The organism is Candidatus Saccharimonadales bacterium (assembly GCA_035697325.1).
GTDB lineage: Bacteria > Patescibacteriota > Saccharimonadia > Saccharimonadales > Saccharimonadaceae > JALRBM01.
Genome location: DASSDB010000004.1, coordinates 269,316 through 291,105 on the forward strand (window position 1 = coordinate 269,316; position 21,790 = coordinate 291,105).

Annotated in this window: 23 protein-coding genes; 4 read left to right on the forward strand and 19 right to left on the reverse strand. The window is 46.6% G+C overall.

The window, feature by feature from the left end:
* Nucleotides 1-10: 10 nt before the first annotated feature.
* The 4 genes from VFH06_05325 to VFH06_05340 are packed head-to-tail and all read right to left on the reverse strand — an operon-like array spanning nt 11 to nt 2,832.
* The gene (locus VFH06_05325) at nt 11-523 is read right to left on the reverse strand and encodes a methyltransferase domain-containing protein (protein ID HET6747499.1); all 513 of its coding nucleotides are present in this window, start codon (nt 521-523) and stop codon (nt 11-13) included.
* The gene (locus VFH06_05330) at nt 524-733 is read right to left on the reverse strand and encodes a hypothetical protein (GenBank protein ID HET6747500.1); all 210 of its coding nucleotides are present in this window, start codon (nt 731-733) and stop codon (nt 524-526) included.
* Nucleotides 717-1,820, reverse strand: coding sequence for an exodeoxyribonuclease VII large subunit (xseA, locus tag VFH06_05335; GenBank protein HET6747501.1), 1,104 nt, complete (start codon nt 1,818-1,820; stop codon nt 717-719). The genes VFH06_05330 and xseA overlap by 17 nt, the downstream gene beginning before the upstream one ends.
* Nucleotides 1,789-2,832: a lysylphosphatidylglycerol synthase transmembrane domain-containing protein gene (locus tag VFH06_05340; protein ID HET6747502.1), complete on the reverse strand. Its 1,044-nt coding sequence runs from the start codon at nt 2,830-2,832 to the stop codon at nt 1,789-1,791. Before VFH06_05340 ends, xseA begins: the two co-directional genes overlap by 32 nt.
* Nucleotides 2,833-2,855: 23 nt before the next feature.
* Here VFH06_05340 and VFH06_05345 point away from each other — a divergent pair, with 23 nt between their 5' ends.
* Nucleotides 2,856-4,019, forward strand: coding sequence for a DNA methyltransferase (locus VFH06_05345; GenBank protein HET6747503.1), 1,164 nt, complete (start codon nt 2,856-2,858; stop codon nt 4,017-4,019).
* Nucleotides 4,020-4,102: 83 nt separating this feature from the next.
* Nucleotides 4,103-4,375: a 50S ribosomal protein L27 gene (locus VFH06_05350; protein HET6747504.1), complete on the forward strand. Its 273-nt coding sequence runs from the start codon at nt 4,103-4,105 to the stop codon at nt 4,373-4,375.
* Nucleotides 4,376-4,425: 50 nt separating this feature from the next.
* Here VFH06_05350 and VFH06_05355 read toward each other — a convergent pair whose 3' ends face one another.
* The 7 genes from VFH06_05355 to prfB form a co-directional block, all read right to left on the reverse strand.
* Nucleotides 4,426-5,763: a hypothetical protein gene (locus VFH06_05355; GenBank protein HET6747505.1), complete on the reverse strand. Its 1,338-nt coding sequence runs from the start codon at nt 5,761-5,763 to the stop codon at nt 4,426-4,428.
* A 120-nt stretch (nt 5,764-5,883) separates the two neighbouring features.
* Nucleotides 5,884-6,273: a response regulator gene (locus VFH06_05360; GenBank protein ID HET6747506.1), complete on the reverse strand. Its 390-nt coding sequence runs from the start codon at nt 6,271-6,273 to the stop codon at nt 5,884-5,886.
* Nucleotides 6,274-6,325: 52 nt separating this feature from the next.
* Nucleotides 6,326-7,543, reverse strand: coding sequence for a S41 family peptidase (locus VFH06_05365; protein HET6747507.1), 1,218 nt, complete (start codon nt 7,541-7,543; stop codon nt 6,326-6,328).
* Between the two features lie 77 nt (nt 7,544-7,620).
* On the reverse strand, nt 7,621-8,814 hold the full coding sequence (locus tag VFH06_05370) for a CHAP domain-containing protein (GenBank protein ID HET6747508.1): 1,194 nt from the start codon (nt 8,812-8,814) through the stop codon (nt 7,621-7,623).
* Between the two features lie 107 nt (nt 8,815-8,921).
* On the reverse strand, nt 8,922-9,899 hold the full coding sequence (locus tag VFH06_05375; protein HET6747509.1) for a permease-like cell division protein FtsX: 978 nt from the start codon (nt 9,897-9,899) through the stop codon (nt 8,922-8,924).
* Nucleotides 9,896-10,579 carry a cell division ATP-binding protein FtsE gene (gene ftsE / locus VFH06_05380; protein HET6747510.1) on the reverse strand — a complete coding sequence of 228 codons (684 nt, stop codon included), beginning with the start codon at nt 10,577-10,579 and terminating at the stop codon, nt 9,896-9,898. The genes VFH06_05375 and ftsE overlap by 4 nt, the downstream gene beginning before the upstream one ends.
* Before the next feature lie 231 nt (nt 10,580-10,810).
* Nucleotides 10,811-11,890: a peptide chain release factor 2 gene (gene prfB / locus VFH06_05385; GenBank protein HET6747511.1), complete on the reverse strand. Its 1,080-nt coding sequence runs from the start codon at nt 11,888-11,890 to the stop codon at nt 10,811-10,813.
* Between the two features lie 40 nt (nt 11,891-11,930).
* Here prfB and VFH06_05390 point away from each other — a divergent pair, with 40 nt between their 5' ends.
* Nucleotides 11,931-12,599 carry an aspartate/glutamate racemase family protein gene (locus tag VFH06_05390; GenBank protein HET6747512.1) on the forward strand — a complete coding sequence of 223 codons (669 nt, stop codon included), beginning with the start codon at nt 11,931-11,933 and terminating at the stop codon, nt 12,597-12,599.
* Here VFH06_05390 and murD read toward each other — a convergent pair.
* From murD to VFH06_05415, 5 genes are all read right to left on the reverse strand, one after another.
* Nucleotides 12,569-13,852 carry a UDP-N-acetylmuramoyl-L-alanine--D-glutamate ligase gene (gene murD / locus VFH06_05395; protein HET6747513.1) on the reverse strand — a complete coding sequence of 428 codons (1,284 nt, stop codon included), beginning with the start codon at nt 13,850-13,852 and terminating at the stop codon, nt 12,569-12,571. The genes VFH06_05390 and murD overlap by 31 nt on opposite strands.
* A gap of 4 nt (nt 13,853-13,856) precedes the next feature.
* Nucleotides 13,857-15,149, reverse strand: a complete 1,293-nt coding sequence (locus VFH06_05400; protein ID HET6747514.1) for a pitrilysin family protein — start codon at nt 15,147-15,149, stop codon at nt 13,857-13,859.
* 16 nt (nt 15,150-15,165) lie between these two features.
* On the reverse strand, nt 15,166-17,784 hold the full coding sequence (secA, locus tag VFH06_05405; GenBank protein HET6747515.1) for a preprotein translocase subunit SecA: 2,619 nt from the start codon (nt 17,782-17,784) through the stop codon (nt 15,166-15,168).
* A 482-nt stretch (nt 17,785-18,266) separates the two neighbouring features.
* The gene (locus VFH06_05410; GenBank protein ID HET6747516.1) at nt 18,267-18,551 is read right to left on the reverse strand and encodes a hypothetical protein; all 285 of its coding nucleotides are present in this window, start codon (nt 18,549-18,551) and stop codon (nt 18,267-18,269) included.
* A gap of 35 nt (nt 18,552-18,586) precedes the next feature.
* The gene (locus tag VFH06_05415; GenBank protein HET6747517.1) at nt 18,587-18,874 is read right to left on the reverse strand and encodes a hypothetical protein; all 288 of its coding nucleotides are present in this window, start codon (nt 18,872-18,874) and stop codon (nt 18,587-18,589) included.
* Nucleotides 18,875-18,966: 92 nt separating this feature from the next.
* Here VFH06_05415 and VFH06_05420 point away from each other — a divergent pair, with 92 nt between their 5' ends.
* Nucleotides 18,967-19,275 (forward strand): hypothetical protein, encoded by a 309-nt coding sequence (locus tag VFH06_05420; GenBank protein ID HET6747518.1) that lies wholly within the window; start codon nt 18,967-18,969, stop codon nt 19,273-19,275.
* A 107-nt stretch (nt 19,276-19,382) separates the two neighbouring features.
* On the opposite strand, the gene raiA is transcribed toward VFH06_05420, so the two are convergent.
* The 3 genes from raiA to serS are packed head-to-tail and all read right to left on the reverse strand — an operon-like array spanning nt 19,383 to nt 21,705.
* Nucleotides 19,383-19,757, reverse strand: a complete 375-nt coding sequence (gene raiA, locus VFH06_05425) for a ribosome-associated translation inhibitor RaiA (GenBank protein ID HET6747519.1) — start codon at nt 19,755-19,757, stop codon at nt 19,383-19,385.
* Nucleotides 19,758-19,777: 20 nt separating this feature from the next.
* Entirely contained in the window at nt 19,778-20,407 is a 630-nt protein-coding gene (locus tag VFH06_05430; protein HET6747520.1) for a hypothetical protein, read from the reverse strand.
* Entirely contained in the window at nt 20,407-21,705 is a 1,299-nt protein-coding gene (gene serS / locus VFH06_05435; protein HET6747521.1) for a serine--tRNA ligase, read from the reverse strand. Before serS ends, VFH06_05430 begins: the two co-directional genes overlap by 1 nt.
* Nucleotides 21,706-21,790 lie beyond the last annotated feature (85 nt).

Genomic DNA, 21,790 nt, shown 5'->3' on the forward strand with positions numbered 1-21,790 from the left:
ATACTTGTGTTTATTTTGGCTGTAAAGGAGCAAAGGTATACAGATGATGCGCACCGAGCACTCTGAGCGCTGTCATATGAGGGATAGCACAGCCGTAGCTGATAACTGAGATCGGATGACGCAAGCGATTCACTTCACTTTGTAGCTTGCGCGCTACTTTTCCAATATCCCGAGAAACAGCGAACACATACACGACTGTCGTTTCGGGAGGTAATTGCACCTGCCACATATTTGCCGACACTATGCGAATATTCTTGCTTCCTCGCGAAAAGAATCGCGACAATAGCACAAGAGCCGGATTCAACTCGTAACCGATTGCCTTGGCGCCGGTTTTAGCCGCTACTCGCAGTACGATACCATCCCCCGATCCCAGATCCACGAGTACATCACGGGAGGTTAAACCATATAATTCCTTGAATACCTTCTCAAGCTCCCGTCGTTTGCTTGGCACATAGGGAGCGCCAAAGAATACCACAAACCCGAACAGCAAAACGATTCCGGCTACAATCCAAAAAACTACCATCTACACCTCGTCAAAGCGTGCCTTCACCACTTGGATATCATTCTTTAGCGATAAAAGGTCATGCTCAATTTCAGCCGCGAGCTTTTCTGCCTCCGCGAATTTATCCAGCGCTTTCTCGAGCGCAAAGTCATCACTCTCAAACCATGCAACCAACTTTTGGAGCATAGCAGTTTTTTGTGCGATTGTTGCGCTATTACTTTTTTCTGACATTACGAACCTCCGCTGTTATTAGTATATCGCTTTTCTCAATTTCAAGCATTGTCCCGGGGCGTACCTCTCCGCGGACAATCGCATAGCCGCGCTGTAATACGATTTGCGGATCCATCTGGTGCAACACTCTTCGAATTGCCTGTAACTGATCATGAGCCTGTGCCTGTCTCCGATCAATACGCTCAAAAGCACGCTGAAGAATCTGTTCCACATCACGCTGTTGCTGCTCAATGATTCGCTCCACTTTTGGAACGATCCTTTGCACCTTGTGCCTGGTTGCGCGTATCATCTCGCGGCGATCGGGAACAAGCAGCTGAGCTGCATTGCTCGGTGTTGCTGCTCGTACATCTGCTGCCAAGTCTGCCAGAGTTACATCCACTTCGTGCCCGACCCCCACAAGCGTCGGAATACGGCTTGTAGCTATCTCGCGCACCAGCAGCTCATCATTAAACGTACCTAAATCATCAGCACTTCCGCCACCTCGAACGATCACCAGTACTTCGGGGAGTACGTCGTGGGAATTAAAATACTTAATAGCTCGTACGATCTGATCAGCAGCCCCGTCTCCTTGCACTTGCACATGAGCGACATCCACCTTAATACCACCGAAACGCTCGCCTAATATTTTGATAAAATCGCCGTATCCAGCTGCCTGTATACTACTTATAATTCCGACATGCATCGGTACTTCAGGAAGTACTCGCTTTCTCTCAGGTGCGAACAACCCTTCTTTGGTCAGTTTTTCTTTTAATAATTCAAAGCTTTTCTTCAAGCTTCCTTCTCCGCTTGGGCGGATACTGCGCACCGTCAGGCTAAACTTTCCCCACTGCGTAAGCTTTGGAGTGGCCCCCACGATAACCTTCATTCCTTCTTCAATCGCCACGCGAAGCTGCCAAGCCATCATAAAGCAGCCCACACTTCCCCCATTGTCCTTCAGGTCAAAAAAGACATATTTTCCCTGATTTACTTTAAAGCTACTTACTTCTCCTTCAACTTCAACATACGGAAATGCATATTCAAGCGATTGATTGGTAAGCGCGATAAAATCGCTGACACTAATTCGAAGCTTTTGTGTCTCGTCGTCCATACTTCAAAATCGCATGCTGATAAAATAAGTAGCCAAACAAAATAGTCCCAATAAGTAAGATCACGCGTGTCAGTACAATACCTGCTATTGCAACACCTTGGCTAAGCCCGGCTATCGCCAAAAAACCTACCATGATCGCCTCGTATGCTCCCGCGCCTCCGGGAGTTACCACAAAAAATGCCGCCATACTTGCCGCGCCATATGCAATCAAAATAGGAGCAGGATTGACCGGCGTACCAAGCGCCCAAAATGTAATCCAAAATAACAACGCGTCGAAAGCCGTAAATACCAACCCCCACAAAAATGGCTTCAGCAAGATGGCCTTATCCTGCTTCAGTGCCACATAATCGCTATGCATTTCTTGAAAAAAATGACGCACTTTAGTATCGTTAAGTACCTTGCGCCGCTTTCCTAGCGTCGCTTTTCGCACCAAACCGTTTGTCGTATGAGTTACCCAGTCTGCAAATTTCTCGGTTCTCCGCTCGCCGTTCAAAAGATACGCGCCAAGCAAAATCACCGTCGTCATACCGGCCACCATTGTACTGCTCACTAGAATGATCCAGCGGTTGATATTACCGTCTATTGTTACAGCCAAAACAGCCACCACTAGAAGCACAATGAACGAAACAAATCCCATAGCAAACCGCACTACCTGCGCCATAGCGGCACGACCCGGAGGAACGCCATATTTGCCTAACCGCCATGTCATATACGACACACCGCTCACCCCACCGCTTGGCAGGATATGATTTACAAAATTCATCTCAAGTGACATCCGGGCCAGTTCCGGGCCTTTCACGTCATCGATCGAATTCTTTGCACGCAGGTATGAGAAGATCATTTCACCGCTTGCATAATACGCCAATGCCTGACCCGGGATCAAAAGAAGCAACAGCCATAAGTTTACCCGCTCTAAAAGCTGCCATGCATGCACCAGCTCATGACGCGAAAAGAAAATGATCACAACGATCAATACTAGCGTTACAATACTTACCCACGCTCGAAAAGACATGTTCTTAGTATATACTATGAAACATGTACATTGCGATACTTGGACGCCAACCAAATTTAGGCATGGCCGAACTTGAGCGACTCTATGGTGCGGAAAACACCGCGTGGTTTTCACCCGATTCAGCCACCGTTGAAGCTACCGATTTTTTCGTTGAGCGTCTTGGTGGCACACAAAAAGCCGGAAAGATCATCGCGGAATTTCCTAATGGAGATTGGCACCGTATCAGTATGCAACTCGTAAATTATTACAGAAGGCACTGGGACTCAGCCCAAGGTAAAATAACTCTTGGAATCAGTGCGTACGGCTTCAAAACAAGCCCTCGTGACGTGCAAAAAACCGGCATCATTCTTAAGCAAAAGCTAAAAGAAGCCGGAATCAGCCTTCGTCTTGTTCCCAATGCCGATACCTCTCTTAATACTGCCGTCTCTCATCACAACAAGTTAGGGCTTAGCGCCAATAAAGTTGAGTTGCTTGTAGTAAAGGCGTCCGATGGCCGTGTTTGTATCGCGGAAAGTATCGGCGCACAAAACATTACCTCGCTTGCTCGTCGTGATCAAGGTCGACCAAAGCGTGATGCATTCGTGGGTATGCTGCCGCCAAAACTTGCTCAAATTATGATCAACCTTGCGCCTACCAAGCCAGGCGGTCGCGTGCTTGATCCTTTTTGTGGCACCGGCGTTATCCTTCAAGAAGCGGCCCTTCTCGGCTATGCCGTGTACGGCACTGACCTCAGCGAAAAAATGATCCGTTATTCACACGACAACCTCGCGTGGCTTAAAGACGCATACCACATCTCCTTTAACCAGGACCTCTATGTCGGAGATGCCATGGAAACAATCTGGGAACAGCCTATTGATGCCGTAGCCTGCGAAAGTTACCTGGGCCAACCTTTCAGCGCCCCTCCCTCACCCGAAAAGCTCGACCAAGTGCGAAAAAACTGCAACCACATTATCTCCACTTTTTTAAAAAACATCAGCTCTCAGCTTCAACCTGGCACACCACTCTGCGTTGGTGTACCGGCCTGGAAGAACTCGCAAGGCCAATTCACTCACTTACCGCTCATAAAATCGGTCGGAGACTTTGGTTTTTCGGTTGTCTCATTTAAAAACACGGACGTCCATGGCCTCCTTTACTACCGCGAAGATCAAATTGTTGCCCGTGAGCTACTTGTCTTGGTAAAGAAGTAGCATAAAGCCGCTTTTATCTTGACGAAAACTCCGTATCAGAGTACAATAGAGCAGATTGTTATAGAAACTATAAGGAGTTATCCATGTCACACGTTAAAGCAGGTGGAACAAGTAAAAACATCCACAACAATGCCGGCCAGCGTCTTGGTGTTAAGCGCTTTGGCGGCCAAACCGTCCGCACGGGCGAAGTTCTCGTACGTCAAACCGGTAGCACAAAAATTGCCGGCCCAGGTACATTTATGAGCAAGAACTTTACTATTCATGCCGCTCAGGATGGAACCGTCTCATTCCAAAAGGTAAAGAAGAGCCGCTTTACCGGTAAAACAGCTCCTCGCACCGAAGTAAGCGTCAAATAAACATCTTATCTCAAAAAAATCACCTCGGCCGAGGTGATTTTTCGTTATTGTTATTCTTCGGCCTGGAGCTTCCCCTGAATCTCTGTAAGCTCTTCAATAAGCGACCGAATTCGCTTTCCGCTCTCACCGCGCGCAGAAAGTCTCTCGGTAAACTGCTTTACTGTGTCACCGGTCATTTCAGCGGCACCTCTAAATACAGAAACATCAGGATAGTAGATAAGCTGAGCATGATCACGCAGCATACTATCGAGACTTCGTTGTATTTCCAGCATACCTGAATTCGCCTCTTCCATCTTGCTTAACTGTTCGCTCAGTTTTTCAATAGTCTCGAGGGCTTCTTGTCGGAAGGCCTGCTTTGTGCTGCGTTCTTCCGTTTGCTCTTGTCTACGAACACTTTCTTCGGTCTTTACGTATCGAGCTGTTTCGGCCTGCATATCAACAATCCGAGCATCGTGCTCGCCAAAGGTCTTCTTCATATCATCAAGTACGGGCAGTACACCGCTTTGCTCTATCGTGTGACCAATGCGGTATGCATTTGGATATGTTTCATCAAATCGAGTAGCAAGTTCTACTGTTTCTTTGCTCATATTATCGAGCTGCTCGGTTGTATGCTCTATTACTTTAGAAACAGCTTCTGCCACTTCCATATCTTGCAACTCAAGCTTTTCAATCTCTCTCTGCTCCTCAGCAGATGCCTCAAGTTCCTCCTGTGGGTCTGCTTCTTTCTCTTGCGGTTCAGTTGCGCCCGCTAGTCTTTCGGCCAGTGAAAGTTGCCGCCAAGGTATTTCTGGAGTAGGCTCTTTCTTTGCTCCCGTAACAGGTTCTGCTTCTATTTCTGAAATAAGATCTTTGTTACTGGCTGCTCCTTCAAACGCTTCATCAGATTCGGGGGCAACTTCTTCTGCCAGCTCAGTAGGCGAAACGACTTCTGAATCGCGTCCTTCATCAAGTATGTTTTTCATGTCAACAGTTTGGGTAGGTTCACCTTCGTCAAGCTCTGCGGGAGTATCAAGTGTTTCGATCTCATCTCGTTTAATAACCATCGTATCCGCAGCCATGTTTTCTGCCTGCTCCTCTTCCTTCGCGGCGGTGTCGAGTGGTTCATACTGAGCATCGAAAGGCTTGTTGTAGTCAATATGGACAGGTGTGCCAAAGTCTTTGCCTAGGTTCACGATCCTGGCGGGGTGCCTGATACCTTTGTCATCGGGGGCAAAAACCACACCGACAAGCCCTCCGCGTTTCGCGATAGCATTAACTGCGAAACGACCAAGAGCACCTTCTCCATAAAGAGCATCTCTTTTGGCTTCCACGACAGAATCAGGCGTTTCAAAAAACTGCTTGGCATCGTAGGGTGTAATCTCAATGTATGGTTTTTTTGTTTCAGACATTTTTTTGTGTGTCACTTTCGCTTTATCTTCTATTATCGTAGCAGAATATAGCTATTATGTCAATAAAATGCTTACGTTAAAAACACCACGTCTACGGCGTGGAATTTTTAGTGTGCTTGCTTATTTTGCTAGTTCGAGGTGGTGCTTGATGCGCTCCACGACGTCGCCAATAACCACCTGAGATTTTACAAGGTAATCATCGACACCTAGTGACTCAGCTCGCTCTTTATCTTTGGGCTGACTAAGCGCTGTGAGCATAATAACCCGGATATTGGTCGTCTCCGGCGTATTACGTAAGATATCAAGAACGTCAAATCCACTGATCTTAGGCATCATCGCATCAAGAAGAATGAGGTCCGGCTTGAAATCGATAGCCGCTGAGAGAGCCTCTTCACCGTTATTTACTTCCCGTATTTCAAAGCCTTCGAGCTCCAAACGAGATTTATAAACTGCGGCTAAAGCCGTATCGTCTTCTACAAGCAGAATTTTTTTCTTTGCATTTGCATCCATAACTATACTAATAGTACCCTAAAACCTACCAAAAGCACAAGCGTCGGCTTTACTACTGTAATTTTGCCTTTGCGGCGTCGAGCTGAGGGTCTCTTCCGGCATCTGCATCCGCTGCGGTAAGATCGACGGCTTGATCAGGACTAATACCCTCTTTGGTGATATTTTTTCCATTGGGTGTATACCACCTGGCCACGGTCACCTTTAAGACGGCTCCGGCTCCAAGGTCCAAGACCTTTTGCACAGTTCCCTTGCCAAAAGTCTTTTCACCGATAAGTGTCGCTTTTTTATGGTCTTGGAGTGCTCCGGCTACGATCTCACTAGCGGATGCACTACTGCCATTAACGACTACAACTGTAGGAATGGAGCCTAGGATTGCGTCTGAGCCTGACCGAAGCTCATCGGTCACTTTGCCGTTCACTCTTTCAGAAACAACCACCTCATTATTCAGCCATAGGCCTGCTACATCTTGTGCCGCCGTAATATAGCCGCCACCATTGCCTCGAAGATCAAGTATGACACCATGCACATTCTGCTGTTTGAAGCTTTCGGCTGCTTTACGTGCCAGTGTGCCCGTGTGGTCGTCAAACCGACTAATAGTAAGGATGCCAAGACCATTTTGTACTGAAGCCTGGACGCTTGGGTTATCAACAACCTGTCTTGTAACGGTAAAATCCTTCGTTTCGTTACCTCTCAATACGACGAGTTTCACCGTTGTGCCGGCTTCGCCACGGATTTCGGTTGCAGTTTTATCTGCCGTCCAGTCTGAAGCGGCTTGATCATTGACGGCCACAATCGTATCGCCGGCTTTAAGCCCAGCTTTTTCGGCCGGATTATTTGCAAGTACCCTGATGATCGTAGGCTTACTACCCCGGATACCAATTTCGGCACCGATTCCACCTCCGATATCACCGGTAAGGTCTTTGTTGAAATCCGACGCCTCTTTAGGGTCCATATAGACCGTGTATTGGTCGCCGGCCGCAGCCACAAGGCCCCTACTTGCTCCTTCAATCAGTTTTTGAGTATCAAGATTACCATCAAAATTACCCTTGAGCTGTTGGAATGTTTGCTGAACCGAGCTTAAGTCAATCGTGCTGTTTGCCGCGACTTTAAAGCCGAATATAGGCCCGACGGTAGCTATAAAATTATTACTTCGAGTACCAGCAACAAACCCTACTACCGCCACGATTGCGATGGTAAAAAAATAGACGGGTCGTGAGATACCTGTTTTTTCTTCTTTCGACGACGTCATTGACTGTTTTTTTTCTGCCACATAAAAACCCTCTTAACTAACGTACTAAGTATAGCGCACATCCGAAGTTGTGCGCTAGGGGTGAAATTGCTCACCGTTTAGAAGTAGACGTACTGCTGATAGGTACCAATTGGTACCTGCATCTTGCTGTAGTTACCCCAACCAGGACCACCGGCGTTGTAGTAATTGTACTGGCTAACAATCATCGTGCCGTTATTCTTATCGATACTTTCTACCCATACGACATGACCAGGACGACCCCCGGTAGTAATGACGCCGGCCGATCGTTCTCGAGGCGTGGAAGATACAGTGAAGCCAGCTGCCCGACCACTTGAGACAAAGTCGATGGCATCTCCCCAGTACGTAGGAGCGTAGCCCGTTTCTTTGAGGATTCTCCATGCCACGTAGCTAGCACATTGACGACAACCATAACCCATGCCATCACCGCCGTTGCCGTCGACACCTCCATGCGAAAGTGCGTTTGAATCAACATAACAATTAGAGGAATTCCAGGGGTAACCACCAGAAGTTCCCGGCAACACGACTGCTCCTCCACCTCCTGCCGCAGCAATCGCGGCTTCGATGGCAGCCTGCTGCTGTTGTTGGACCTTTAGCTTTTGTGCTTCACGATCAGAGGAGAGTTGCCTATAGGCATTTTCTTGTCCTTGAGTCTTCGCAAGAAGTGTATTTCGTTCAGCTTCTTTAGCGACAAGAGCATTTTTAGCATTTGTCTGATCCGCAAGAGTTCGTTGAACATCGGTTTTTTGAGCTTCAAGGTCAGCTTTTAATTTTTTAATCGTTTCGATGGTCACAGATAGCTGGTCGCGAATGACATTACGGTATTCTTGTTTATCGACATAATCGGCGATGCTTTTGCTACTTGCCAGCATTTCAAGAGGTGAAATTGTATCGTCAACATATAAATCAGCCAGTGTCGTACCGAGAGCTGTCCGGTTATCACTGATTCGTTTTTCGGTATCCGCAATATCTTGCTGTAATTTAGCTAGCTTCACCTCAGTAAGGCTGATCTGTGTCTGGATAAGGCTCTTTTGGCTATCAATACCTTTGATTTCTTCTTGAAGCGAAAGAATTTGCTTATTAAGATCACCTGCTTTCGCCTGATATTGATCGATTTCTTTTTGGAGGGCATTGATTTGATCATCGTATTTATCGGCCGATACTTTTGGGCTAAATGAGAATGGGACGGTTACCACCATGAGACCAGCAATCGTCGTTAGTGCTACCCGACGAATGATGTGCTTCGAAACTGGTGTGGTGGACCGCTGTTTCATTACGCTTATGCTAGCACGAAAATGAGCTTATGTCAATGTTACCACTAGATTAGATAGCAGCGGTGTCTTTTGTCACGGACGTAAAATGCGGCCCTTGGTTTATAGTCTTATATTTTTAGGTAGCGTCTTGTTGCAAGGAGCGAAGAAACAATACCGATGATCGCACCGAGAAGGATCATACCTAGGAGCACAAACGCAATGTATACCGAGAGTAAATTGATAGTATTTTGAACCATGACGCCATAGCTGAGTAGCGGACCGCTTGCTCCATAGAGAATAGCTATGCCAAGCGCCGTCGCAACGATTGCGGCAATAAAACCATAGACCACCGCCTCAACGACGAATGGTCCTCTGATAAAGCTGCGATCCGCACCAATGAGCTTCATCATCTGAATTTCGTCACGGCGATTAAAAATGGCCATACGAATCGTATTAAACACGATGAGAGAAGATATGGCGATGAAAATAATACTAGCACCCAGTCCGGCTCGTTCGGCAAAACTTACCCACCGACCAATGTTTTCAATGGCCGAACGACGTTCACCAGCAAATGACGGTTTACGATTTGGGTCGATGTTCTTTTTAAGCGTTTCGTCGGTATCCACAAACTTTCGCAGTTCGTCAGTTTTGTTTATATCAACTGGGCTAATTCGGAAGGTCCCAGGAAATTCGTTAGTCGCTTCGTTTAATGCATCGAGCGCTCCGGTATTCGATTTATTAGACTGGGCAAAGTTTGAACGTGCTTCTTCAGGACTGATAAAGGATACTTTGCGAACGGAGCTGAGTTTTTCAAGTCCTGATTGGATTTTCTTTACGTCGTCGTTTGATGTGTCGTTTTTGATATAAATCGACATGTCTACTTTGTCACGGATTTCAGATACGGTATCAAGCAGGACATTACGAGCAGCAAGGGTAACGAATACCACTAATAGCGTAATTGTCATGACGGCCGTTGCGGCGATAGTAAGCCACGCATTACGACTGAAGTTATTGACACCATAGCGACACATCCGGACAAATGTGAGCCACTGACGACGTTTGCGCTTTTGCAATGCAAATGCTTTTGCATCCATTTTCTTACTCATTGGCGATAACTCCCCTGGGCCTGATCGCCTGTAATTTTACCGTGCTCCAGCGTTACAACGCGACGCTTTAACTTGTTAACGATTTCAACGTTGTGAGTGGTGAGAAGAACTGTCGTGCCGTATTTGTTAATTTTTTCAAGTAGACGCACAATATCCCAGCTATGTTTTGGGTCGAGATTTCCGGTTGGCTCATCGGCAATAAGAATCTTAGGTTGGCGCACGACAGCACGAGCGATCGCTACGCGTTGGCGTTCACCACCGGAAAGCTGATGCGGAAATTGCTTTTCCTTACCCGTTAATCCGACGAGTTCAATAACCTTAGGGACGGTATTTTTAATTTCACGACCGGTCATACCGGCGATTTCAAGTGCAAATGCAACATTCTCAAAGACGGTGCGCTGCGGCAGGAGTTTGAAATCTTGAAAAACAACGCCAATTTTGCGACGAAGCAATGGAATGTGCTTATCTTTGAGTGTATCGTAATCGATTCCACCAACGACTATTTTGCCGCTTGTAGGCTTCTCTTCTCTTGTCAGTAGACGAAGTAGAGTTGTTTTTCCGGCTCCACTTGTTCCGACTAAAATGACAAATTCACGAGGCTCAACGTGAAGACTAATCCGGTTTAGCGCCGGCTTCATATCTTTTCCGTAAGTTTTTGTTACCCTATCTAACAGAATCATCTTCTTTATCTATCATAGCACATAACGCCCATGTTAAAAGTGGTGGTTTGCTACAATAGCTGCATGAAAAAGACAATTATCGGCAGCGATGTTGGTCGAAATATGGAGAGCACTTCGCCCATCTTTACGCATTACGCTCCTTGATTGGCTTGCGCTGCTTGTTGAGTAGTACGGCCAGGATAAGAATGTGCTTTTTGAATTTGCCAAAATACGACATTCGCTATCAGGATCTTAACTAAGATTCTGCTCTAAATATGCGGTCATGAAAGCATCAAGCTTGCCATCGAGCACGCCTTGGGCATCTCGATCTTCATACTTTGTGCGGGTGTCTTTTACAAGCATGTACGGATGAAGTACGTAGTTTCGGATCTGACTTCCCCAATTAGCAGACTCTCCCGCATGAAGCTCGCTGATATTTTGCGCGTGCTGCTCAAGTTGGAGCTGAGCTAATTTTGAGCGTAAGATTTTAAGCGCCATTTCTTTATTTTGCAACTGGCTCCGCTCATTTTGGATTGCGACCACAATGCCGGTTGGAGTATGGGTCACCCGGACTGCGCTATCGGTAGTATTGACGCTTTGTCCACCATGACCACCTGCCCGGTATACATCAATTTTTAAGTCTTTTTCGTCGAGCTGAATTTCATCGGGGGCATCTATTTGCGGCAAAACCTCGACAAGAGCAAAACTGGTTTGTCGGAGATTATCACTATTGAATGGACTGAGGCGCACGAGCCTGTGCACGCCGTTTTCGCTTTTTAATTTGCCAAAAGCATACGGACCCGAAACCTCTACAACGCTGCTTTTGATACCTGCCTCTTCTCCATTGGAGCGCTCTACGACGCTTGTTTGAAGACCCGCTTTTTCGGCCCAACGAAGATACATCCGCTCCAGCATTTCGGCCCAGTCTTGAGCATCAGTACCGCCCGCCCCCGCAGAGATGCGCAGAATTGCGTTGTGGTCATCGTATTGGCCGTTAAAAAGTAGCTCTTTTTTGCGCTCAGCAAATTCTTTTTCAAGCGCGCTCACCTGCCCTTCAAATTCGTCGAGTAGACTTTCGTCTCCAAAGCTCATTAACTCTGAAATATCTGAGACTTGCATAGTGAGTGTTTGCCAAGGTTGCACCATATCGTTTAGCTGAGCAAACTGTTTGCTTTTCTCCTGAGCATAGCTAGGGTTATTCCAAATTTCAGGTGCGGCGAGCTCCGCTTCGAGTTCTCCGAGTTGTTTGACTTTCTGGTCAATAGCAAGCCGCTCGTAGGCGGCAGCGACATTCTTTTTTAGATGGGCAATTCGTTTCTCCAGAGGTTGCATGTATGTCTATTTTACCATGAGTCGTGCTACACTACTGGTAATGAAAATTGGCGTATTTGATTCGGGAATTGGTGGCAAAATTGTCGCGGACGAACTCCAGCTCGCATTCACGGATGATGAGATCCTGTACGCACACGATCGCGAGCATGTGCCCTACGGGAATAAATCTCCCGAAGAAATCCAGCAGTTAACGCTCCTAGCAATTACACCACTTATAAATGCCGGTTGCACCGTGATTGTCATTGCATGCAATACAGCTTCGACCAATGCGATTTCTTTTTTGCGGAAAACTCACCCGCGTATCTTTTTTATTGGCCTTGAACCGATGATAAAGCCAGCCGCAACACAAACAAAATCAGGCGTGATTGCCGTATGTGCGACCCGAGCAACACTGGCCAGCGAATCTTATGCTATTTTAAAAGAAATGTGGGCCAAAGATGTCAGAGTCATTGAACCCGACTGCCATGAATGGGCTTCGGTGATTGAGAACAACAGATCTGAAGAAATAGAGGTCGCTGCATTAGTAGCTGACCTCAGGAAGAAACGATGTGATGTGATAGTGCTCGGATGTACTCACTATCATTGGCTAAAGAAACGTTTTCAAAATGCTAATCAAAATATGATTATTCTTGAACCGACCGATGCCATACGGCAACGCATTGATCATTTCAAACAAGATTATAGTTCGTTTACTGCCGCGACAAACTGATCGCCACGATCCGTGTAATTTTTAAACATCCCAAAGCTCGCACATGCCGGACTAAGAATAACAATATCGCCGGGAATTGCTAGCCGAGTGGCTTCGGCCACTATTTCACGCATTGTCACTTGCTGACCCATATTCTTGACAGGAATTTTCGTCGAGCTAAAACTCTGCTCTATGAGGTCGGCTTGATCACCGATCGCGACAACAGCTTTTACGCCCTCACTCGCAGCCACATCTACCAAACTTGCAAAATCAACTACGCCTTTACTTGATCCACCTAAGATAAGGATTTTTGGCTGGGAGAAAGCATGAATCGCCGCGATGGCGCTGCCGATTGTAGTCGCAATACTATCATCGTAGTAACGCACATCATTGACGGTCCTCACTAGTTTTAGGCGGTGCGGTAGGCCTTTGAAATCGGAGAGGCCTGCTGCGATACTTTCTTTGTCTTGAACATACAGCCACGCAGCAGCAATTGCCGCACAGGCGTTATCTTGGTTATGTGCCCCTGGCAGAAGAAGGGCCGAAACAGCACATATTTTTTCGTCTTTATCCCAGAAAAAACCGTCTTGAACATAGACTGTATCGTGCGATTGCACACCGACTTTTTGAGCACGTGACATGCCCGCGATATTCGCCGCATACTCATTTTGCTTAGCAAAAATGACAAAATCCGACTCGGTCTGCGAAGCAACGATCTTTGCTTTGGCTGTTATATATTCCTCAAATGATGCGTGGATATCCAGATGGTCGGGCTCTATCATCAAGACGACAGCTATGTGTGGAGATTTTTTTAAATCCCATAACTGGAAGCTGCTTAATTCGTACACGACAATATCCTTGGAGGAAATATTGGGTAGTTCGTCGAGTGCCGGCTTGCCGATATTTCCAACAACATGAACTGTTTTACCCGCTCTACGTAAAATACTCGCGATGAGGCTTACCGTTGTTCCTTTGCCTTTCGTACCGGTTACGCCAATGATAGGCGCGGGACATTGGGCGAAAAACTCGTTTGCCGTTGACCACACCTTCTTTGCACCCCTCAGTTTTGCCGGGGGCATACTTGCGGTACGAACGACCATATCAAAATCATCAAGGTTTTTAAAGGCGGATTTACCTAAGCGCGTAGGAATTCCCGAGGGAGCATCGTGGAGCGACTCACGTTCATCGATGATTGTCAGATTATGACCTTGACGCGAAAAATAATCGTAATTAGATTTTCCTTCGACTGCATATCCGGCGATCGCGATGTTCATATTGCTATTTTACCGCATTAGAAAACAAGGTTGCTAGTTTGTCATTCAGGGAAACTATCTCTTCTTTTTCACCACTACTAACTCCTGCGAGAACCCAGGCATCTCCTGAGATAAACTCACGGGCGGTGTCTATCATGCGCTCACGGGTTGTACGGCGAATAGCCTCAGGGACTTTTTCGTAATCTTTTACAACGCCGTCTGCAAAATAGCGTCCGGTGTAGAAGTTGCTGATTTGTGCCACGGTTTGCGCGCCCATTTGATACCGGCCAAGTGCATACGACTTGGCAGCATCAAGCTCCGCTTCAGTAATTTTGCCATCCATAACGTGCTTCACTTCACGAACAATGATGTCAAACAGTTCATCCGCTGTTTCAAGATTTACCTCGCCGCCAAAATCCCAGCTACTATCATAAAAACCAACGGTAGTATCCGAGAAGATGTTGTATGCTAAACCACGCTTCCTGGCTGCTCCGTAAATTCTGGAGTGCATGGTACCCGTAAGGATATGGTCGAGACAATTCATGGCTTCAACCTCTTCGTCGCTGATATCGCGCGGCATCATTACCGACCAACCGAATGTAAGGTTTGAAGCCTCTTTGCGACGAATAAGAGTGGGGTTGGCCCGCGATAATTCATCGCGCGGCACCTCAAAGCGATCGCCTTCCGGAAGATCCCATTTTTCAAGCTGGCGCTTGATTTCACTTTTTCGGCCGTGGAGCTTTCCGGCTATGACAAATCGCATGTTGGTCGCGGTGTGAGTGCGCTTGTGGTGTTCACGAATATCGGCCAGGCTCACGTTTGAAATGGTTTGAAGACGCTGCCAAAAAGTATAGACGTCCTCGCCGAGCAGCTGCTGGATTTTTGGCCAGAGCACGCGATTATGATTATTAAGGTAGCCTGTTAGCTCGCTTTTTACGTTACCTTTTTCGGCTTCCAGCTCCGCTGGGTTAAACTTGGGATGACAAATCGCAACCTGTTGAAGCGCTAAAATACGATCCCATTCAAAATCAGCACAATCGGCAACATACACCATAGAAAGGTCGCTAGTATATGCGTTATGATATGCGCCATTCTTGGTAAACTCAGCTTCATATTCGTGCTCGCTTTTAAATTGCGCATTGGCGCCAAACGCCATGTGTTCCATGATATGAGCCGTTTCGTAGATGTCTTTATTGAGTACATAACGATTACCTGCTCGAAACTGAAATTGAAAGCTCATCACTGTCGCGCCGGGGATATCAATCAGGAGTCCCCGCGCTCCACTAGCTAATTTTACCTCTTCAACTGTATGCTTCATTAACGATTCCTATAGACTACTTACGGTTCTTTTTACGGTTTTGGCGCTGTGCCTTCTTTTTCTTTCGTGCATCATTTTTTTGCCGGTTAGCTTCTGTAGTAGTTTTGGCAGGCTTTGTCTTAAAGTCGCTATCGCGATTTTCCTCGCCGCCTGTTACTTCGTTGACACCGCGTTCAACGGCAGATTCAGCAAGACGAGTCAGTTCCGTATCGTGGTCTTCTTCTTGACGCGCAACGACATCACTCTTGCGAACATGCATGATAGCTCGCAAGACCTCATCACGAAGCGTATCCTGAAGACTTTCGAACAGCTTTTGAGATTCGCTCCTATACTCGACAAGCGGATCACGCTGACCTACGCTACGCCAGTGAATTCCCTCACGTAAGTGTTGCATATTCTCGAGGTGCTGCATCCATAGCGTATCGAGTACTTGTAGATACACTTCGCGCTCAACCTTTCGCATTACTTCAGCAGTAAGCTCATCCTCTTTACTCGCATAGAATGCTGTGACTTCTTTTTCGGCAAGTTCGAAACGCCGTTTGTCACGTTTTTCCGCACCAATAACCTCGACTTCTTTCGAGTCAACCGGAAAGATAGCCGTAAACTCTTCAACGAATTTAGGATTGTTCTTCGTTGGCATATAGGTAAGACGACGCACACTTTCGTTGACGAGGCGCAGAATCTCAGGCTTAATATCATCGCCTTCAAGAATTTTGCGACGCATAGTATAAACGACTCGACGATGACGGTTGATAACATTATCGTACTGGACGACGTTTTTTCGAGTGTCGAAATTATAACCCTCAACACGTTTTTGTGCTGCTTCAAGCGTTTTTGAGACGGCCTTGTTTTGAATCGACTGATCTTCTTCAACGCCCAGCGTGTCCATTAAAGAAGCGATTCGTTCACCTTGGAAAATGCGCATCAGATCGTCCTCAGTCGAAACGTAGAACTGAGTTTCACCAGGGTCGCCCTGACGTCCGCCACGACCACGGAGCTGGTTATCGATGCGGCGGGATTCGTGCCGTTCGCTACCAATTACTACCAGACCGCCCAGTTCTTTCACGCCTTTACCGAGCACGATGTCAGTACCGCGACCAGCGATGTTGGTTGCCAGCGTAATAGCACCCTTTTCACCTGCTTTGGCAATAATTGCTGCCTCACGTTCATTGTTTTTAGCGTTCAGGATTTCGTAAGGGATTTTTTCTTTATCGAGCCAGCTTGCGATCAGCTCGTTTTTGGCGATCGAAGCCGAACCAACAAGAACGGGACGGCCTTCTTTATGATATTTTTTGATAGCATCAGCAACCGCTTTTAGCTTTCCTTTCTCGGTTTTGAAAATCAAATCTTGGTGATCGATACGGGCGACTGGTCTGTTTGATGGAATTTGAATGACATCAAGACTGTAGATTTGCTGGAATTCTTCAGCTTCGGTAAATGCCGTACCCGTCATACCGGAAAGCTTGGTGTAAAGACGGAAGTAGTTTTGGAAAGAAATAGTAGCAAGCGTCATACTCTCTTGGAGTACCGCGACCTGCTCCTTAGCTTCGATCGCCTGGTGAAGCCCTTCATTATAGCGACGACCTTGCATCAAACGACCAGTGTGTTCATCAACGATGATCACCTCACCGTCATTCGTCACAACGTAATCTTTATCTCGCTTAAAGAGTGTTTGAGCACGAAGCGCTTGGTCCATATGATAAACAGAACGAACATAATCTGGAGTGTATAAATTTTTTATACCCAGCATTTTTTGCACTTTTTCAACACCCTTGTCACTCAGTGCAACGCTACGTCGTTTTTCGTCGAGTACATAATCTTCAGATACAAGCTTGGCCGCAACTTTGGCAAACTGGTAGTAACTCTCTGGATTTTCACCGGCAGGAGCACTAATGATAAGAGGAGTACGAGCTTCGTCAATAAGAATCGAGTCTACCTCGTCGACGATAGCAAAGTTTAGTTCGCGCTGGCGAAGGAGCTCTACTTCATTTACCATGTTGTCACGCAGATAATCAAAACCGAACTCATTGTTCGTGCCGTAGGTAATATCGGCGTCATATGCTTCTTTTCGTGAAACTGGGCGGAGCTTGCGCATTCGTGGGTCATCGTGAGCCTCATTATCAAAATCTTTATCAAACACGAATGAAGCGTCATTGATAATGACCCCGGTTTTCATACCAAGAAATCCATATACTTGGCCCATCCAACTGGCATCACGCTGGGCAAGATAATCGTTGACGGTCACGACATGGACACCCTTGCCCTCAAGCGCATTAAGGTACGTTGGAAGCGTGGCAACGAGCGTCTTTCCTTCACCGGTTTTCATTTCAGCCACGTTGCCTTCATGAAGCACCATGCCGCCAATAAGCTGAACGTCAAAGTGGCGCATGCCAAGCACACGATCACTCGCCTCGCGCACAAGCGCGAATGCATCTGGCAAAATCGCATCAAGCGACTCACCTTTTTCGAGGCGCTCCTTCAGGATAGTCGTTTGTTTTTGCAATTCCGACTTGGTCATTTTTTTGTAATCATCAGCCAGCGCATTAACGGCATCGACTCGCTTTTGGAGCCGTTTCAGAATACGTGCTTGTGGATCGCCAAACACTTTTGTCAGCGCTTTTTGTCGATTAATCATAAAGAATCCCTCACTTCTAGAAACTTCTGTAAAACACTACGGTTCATTATACGCTGTTTCATCTTAAGAAACAATGAAGCGAACCAGCAAAAACACAAAAACCTGATAAACTATAGGTAATGGAAAAAGACAGAGAACGTATGATCTGCCGAGGGATTTCTACAATTTTATAAAACCCTATCTTGAAGATAACATCAAGCTGACAAGAAAAGATGAGTTAATAAGCTTATGGAGAGAAGCTCTTAGTGAAGCCTCTCTGCACCCTACAATGCGTGAAGCCATAGCCGAGTGGACTGTTTCGATAGGATCGCATTCCGAATTAATTTCGGGCGGCGACATTTTTGAAGCGATTCACCAGGGGTTTGGATCGCTCGAAGTTACCGATAGCCATAAAGGAGCTGCGAAAGAAAAAGCAGATATGGAGTGGCGAAAACAGCGTGAACTTTTTAGTGGATTACTGAGGAGTTGGGTACCCGATAGACTTAGAGGGTGGCCAACTTTCGTTTCACGAGATCAAGGTTAAAAGTAAGTGCATTCCAAAGCTCCTTACCGTACTCTTCATCTTCCCCATAAGCTTCAATATCCGTCGCAAGGTCCGCTATTCTAATAAGTTCAGGGTAATTGTTATTAAAAATCATAATATCAACGTTGTTACCCCAAGTAACACTAATAATATCCCAAGCAACTTCAATAGAAGGTCTCTCATTTACCTGGGAAACCAAACTATCAATTTTTTCGACAATATCTCGTAGTATACGATCTTCCATAGCTTCATCTTAGTGTATCAAGGTCCTCGGCGAAGCTATTCTAGCTTTTCTTTCATAATATCGAGGTTGATAACTAATGTTCGCCAAAGCTCTCTGTGCTCATCATCCTCTCTCTCCAGTTCAATGTCTGCTGCTAAGTCGGCAATCGCATTGAGCTCTGAGTAACGCTGGGTCTCAAGGGTAGAAGGTCTGATTACATTATTGGACCAGATCAAATTAACTATTTTACTGGCCGTTACTTGCATACTGTCTACCTCAGTCTCCTGAACCAAAACGTCGATCTTTCCTATAGTATCCTTGATGGTTCTTTCTTCTAAATCCATAATCTCATCCTAATTGATTACCCCGAGTTTCGCTATGCCTCAAACCACGAGACATAGCGAAACCCCAGGGATTAATAGTGCTTCCACTCCTGATGAAGAAAGTTGCCGTCTTCGTCAATGACAACATGCCAATGTCCGCCATCGACAGAGAAGCGATCAGCAATCACAACATCTGTGACGTACTTGTCCCTCTTCCGATCGTAGCCGTTCTTGACTTTGACGATGCAGTCATCGTCCTCGTATTGCACGCGACTGCTGAGCATCAGCAGCACATGCACGCTGGTAAGCACGAAGGCCGATCTGACCAAAACGCTGCGCGTCCGGATGGCGGGCCGCGTTTCGCTGCGCACGCTGGCGTTCCCATTCGTCGGGGTTGCCGACGGCGAGCATCCAATCCTTGAACGCATCCCAAAAACTCAACGGAATTCCCTCTCGTCTTGGTGGTGCAAATAAAAGAACGGCCTCCGCGTAGGTAGGTCGCTCTTTTGTAATATCCTATTGTTGTATTTTAGTCAACTGCCGCTCGAGCGAAGCCACCTTTTAGGCGACTTAGTACTCCTCGCCGCCGGGATGGCGTTAGTGTTTCTTTGTATTTTCGAAGTTGACTGACAAGCTTTGCCTCAACGATATCGACTGCTGCTAGTAAATTGACGGTTGAATCTTTAGCTGTCAGGATTTTGTCGGGCACGTAAAAGATAACTTCGGCTTCGTATTTATTGCCGTGGTCACGGTTTACTTGCTTTAATTTTACGTCGGCCGAGACGCTCCGGCGTGCGTGCTTGGGAAGATAGCGGTCTAGTCGCGCGATTTTTTTGGTCACGTATTTTTTTGTGGCCGCATCGAGTTCAACTTTTACCCCTGTGATTGTTAATCGTTCAATCATGCTACCCTCCTTTATATGGATTAGGCTTTGTGTTTATTATTATACCGCATTTTGGAGAGTAATGCATGGAAGGCTTCATCGGCAGCATCTTCTATCCCTAGTTTTGCGATGTCATAATACGGGTAATCATATTTTTGACAGAGCTCCACGTATCGTTGACTTCTGAGTGCGTTGAATTCAGCCCACGTTTTTAGTTTTTCATCCGAAAAATCTTTCATCCAATCGTTATCGCCGTTGGCATCGCGGATCTCGATCAACCGAGCCAACTGATTCGGTGAGGTATCAATAAGAAAAATGGCCTTGTGCTTAAACGAAAGCATATGCACAAAATCCGGCCATAAGTTTCCTTCGATGAGAATGTCATCATCAGGCGCGTCTTCCTTTGCGGTCTTTATATAATTTTCGTAAAAACTCCACGCAACTTTATCACGTCGTCGCAAGCGATCTATTTTCTCCTCTGGAATATGCATATGATCGATCATTTTGACGCTATGTTCAAAAAGATCCGGTAGCCATTCAGGTTTTAGCATGGCATGAAGTGATGCAACAATCGCGTCACCACCAATAACGTGGCCGTCGATATGTTTTCGTACACGCTCTGCGAGTTGCGACTTCCCACAGCGCGCCGGCCCACCAATAAGATAGATCATTAAATGACCTCTTTACCACCTATATACGGACGAAGCACTTCAGGAATACGAACCGTTCCGTCGGCTTGCTGATAGTTTTCAAGTATGGCGATAGGACCGCGGCTAAGCGGTAGTGCCGTTGCATCGTTGGTATGGACCAGCTCAACTGCACCATTTTCGCGGCGAACACGTGTTTTGAGGCGACGCGCCTGGTAATCGGTCATGTAGTCGGCTGTGTGAGTTTCGCGGTATTTATTTTGCCCCGGTAGCCATACTTCAACGTCAACACCACGCGCGTTGGGCTTGCCAATATCAGCCGTACATTTCATGAGAATTTGATACGGCAATCCAAGAAGCTGCATGATCTTTTCTTGCACAGCAATTAGAAAGAGGTGCTCCTCTCGCCCTGCCTCACTTGTTGTAAGGCTTTCCATTTCCAACTTATCAAACTGATGCATGCGGAACATGCCTTCCATATCTTTGCCGTACGTTCCGGCCTCTCGGCGAAAGCTGGTAGCGTAGCCAATATAACGAACCGGCATATCCTTTTCGTCAAAAACTTCATCAGCATGCATACTACCTAAAACATGCTCAGCGCTTCCCTGAAGCCATAGGTCTTCATCCTCAATTTTGTAGCGATCATCACGCGGTTCAAGGCGATCCATTGCATCGTACAGCTCCGTTCGCAGCAAGAATGGCGGCAAAATCGGCAAGAAGGGCTTACGGCTTACGCTAAGATTATTTTCTGCGATTACTTCATCAATAAAGGCCTGGTCGCTCAGTTTGTCCATGATAAATTGGATAAGCGCAAACTGAAGTTTTACCATATCGCCTTTAAGATACGCAAAACGGCTACCGGTCACTTTAGCCGCCCGCTCTTTATCGAGCCAGCCACGGGCTTCAGCGAGTTCAGCATGATTTTTTGGTTCAAAATCAAACGCAGTTGGCTCACCGACTTTTTTTGCAACGACGTTCTCGTCTTCGCTTGCTCCCAGCGGTACATCTTTGAGTGCCATATTAGGGACCTTTTTCAGGAGAGTAGTGAAAGCCTCGTCTGCGGCTTTTAGGGCTGATTCTTTCTCTATCAAATTCTCTTTTACTTGTTTGCCTTCGGCAATCTGCTGCTCGCTAGGCTTACCATCTTTCATTTGTGAGGCGATGGTGTTGCGCTGCTCACGAAGCCTATCCGTTTCTTGTTGCAATTCGCGACGTGAGGAATCGAGGCGAAGCAGCTCATCTATATTTACCTCATACCCCTTATTTAGGGCGTTTTGCTGCACAGCCTTAGGGTGCTCACGAATAATGCGGATATCTAACATAAGGCCATTATACCCCTTGAGACGAATAAAATCATCCCTGTAATTCTTATGGCGAGGTGACGTTTTGCAAAAAAAAATGTTATAG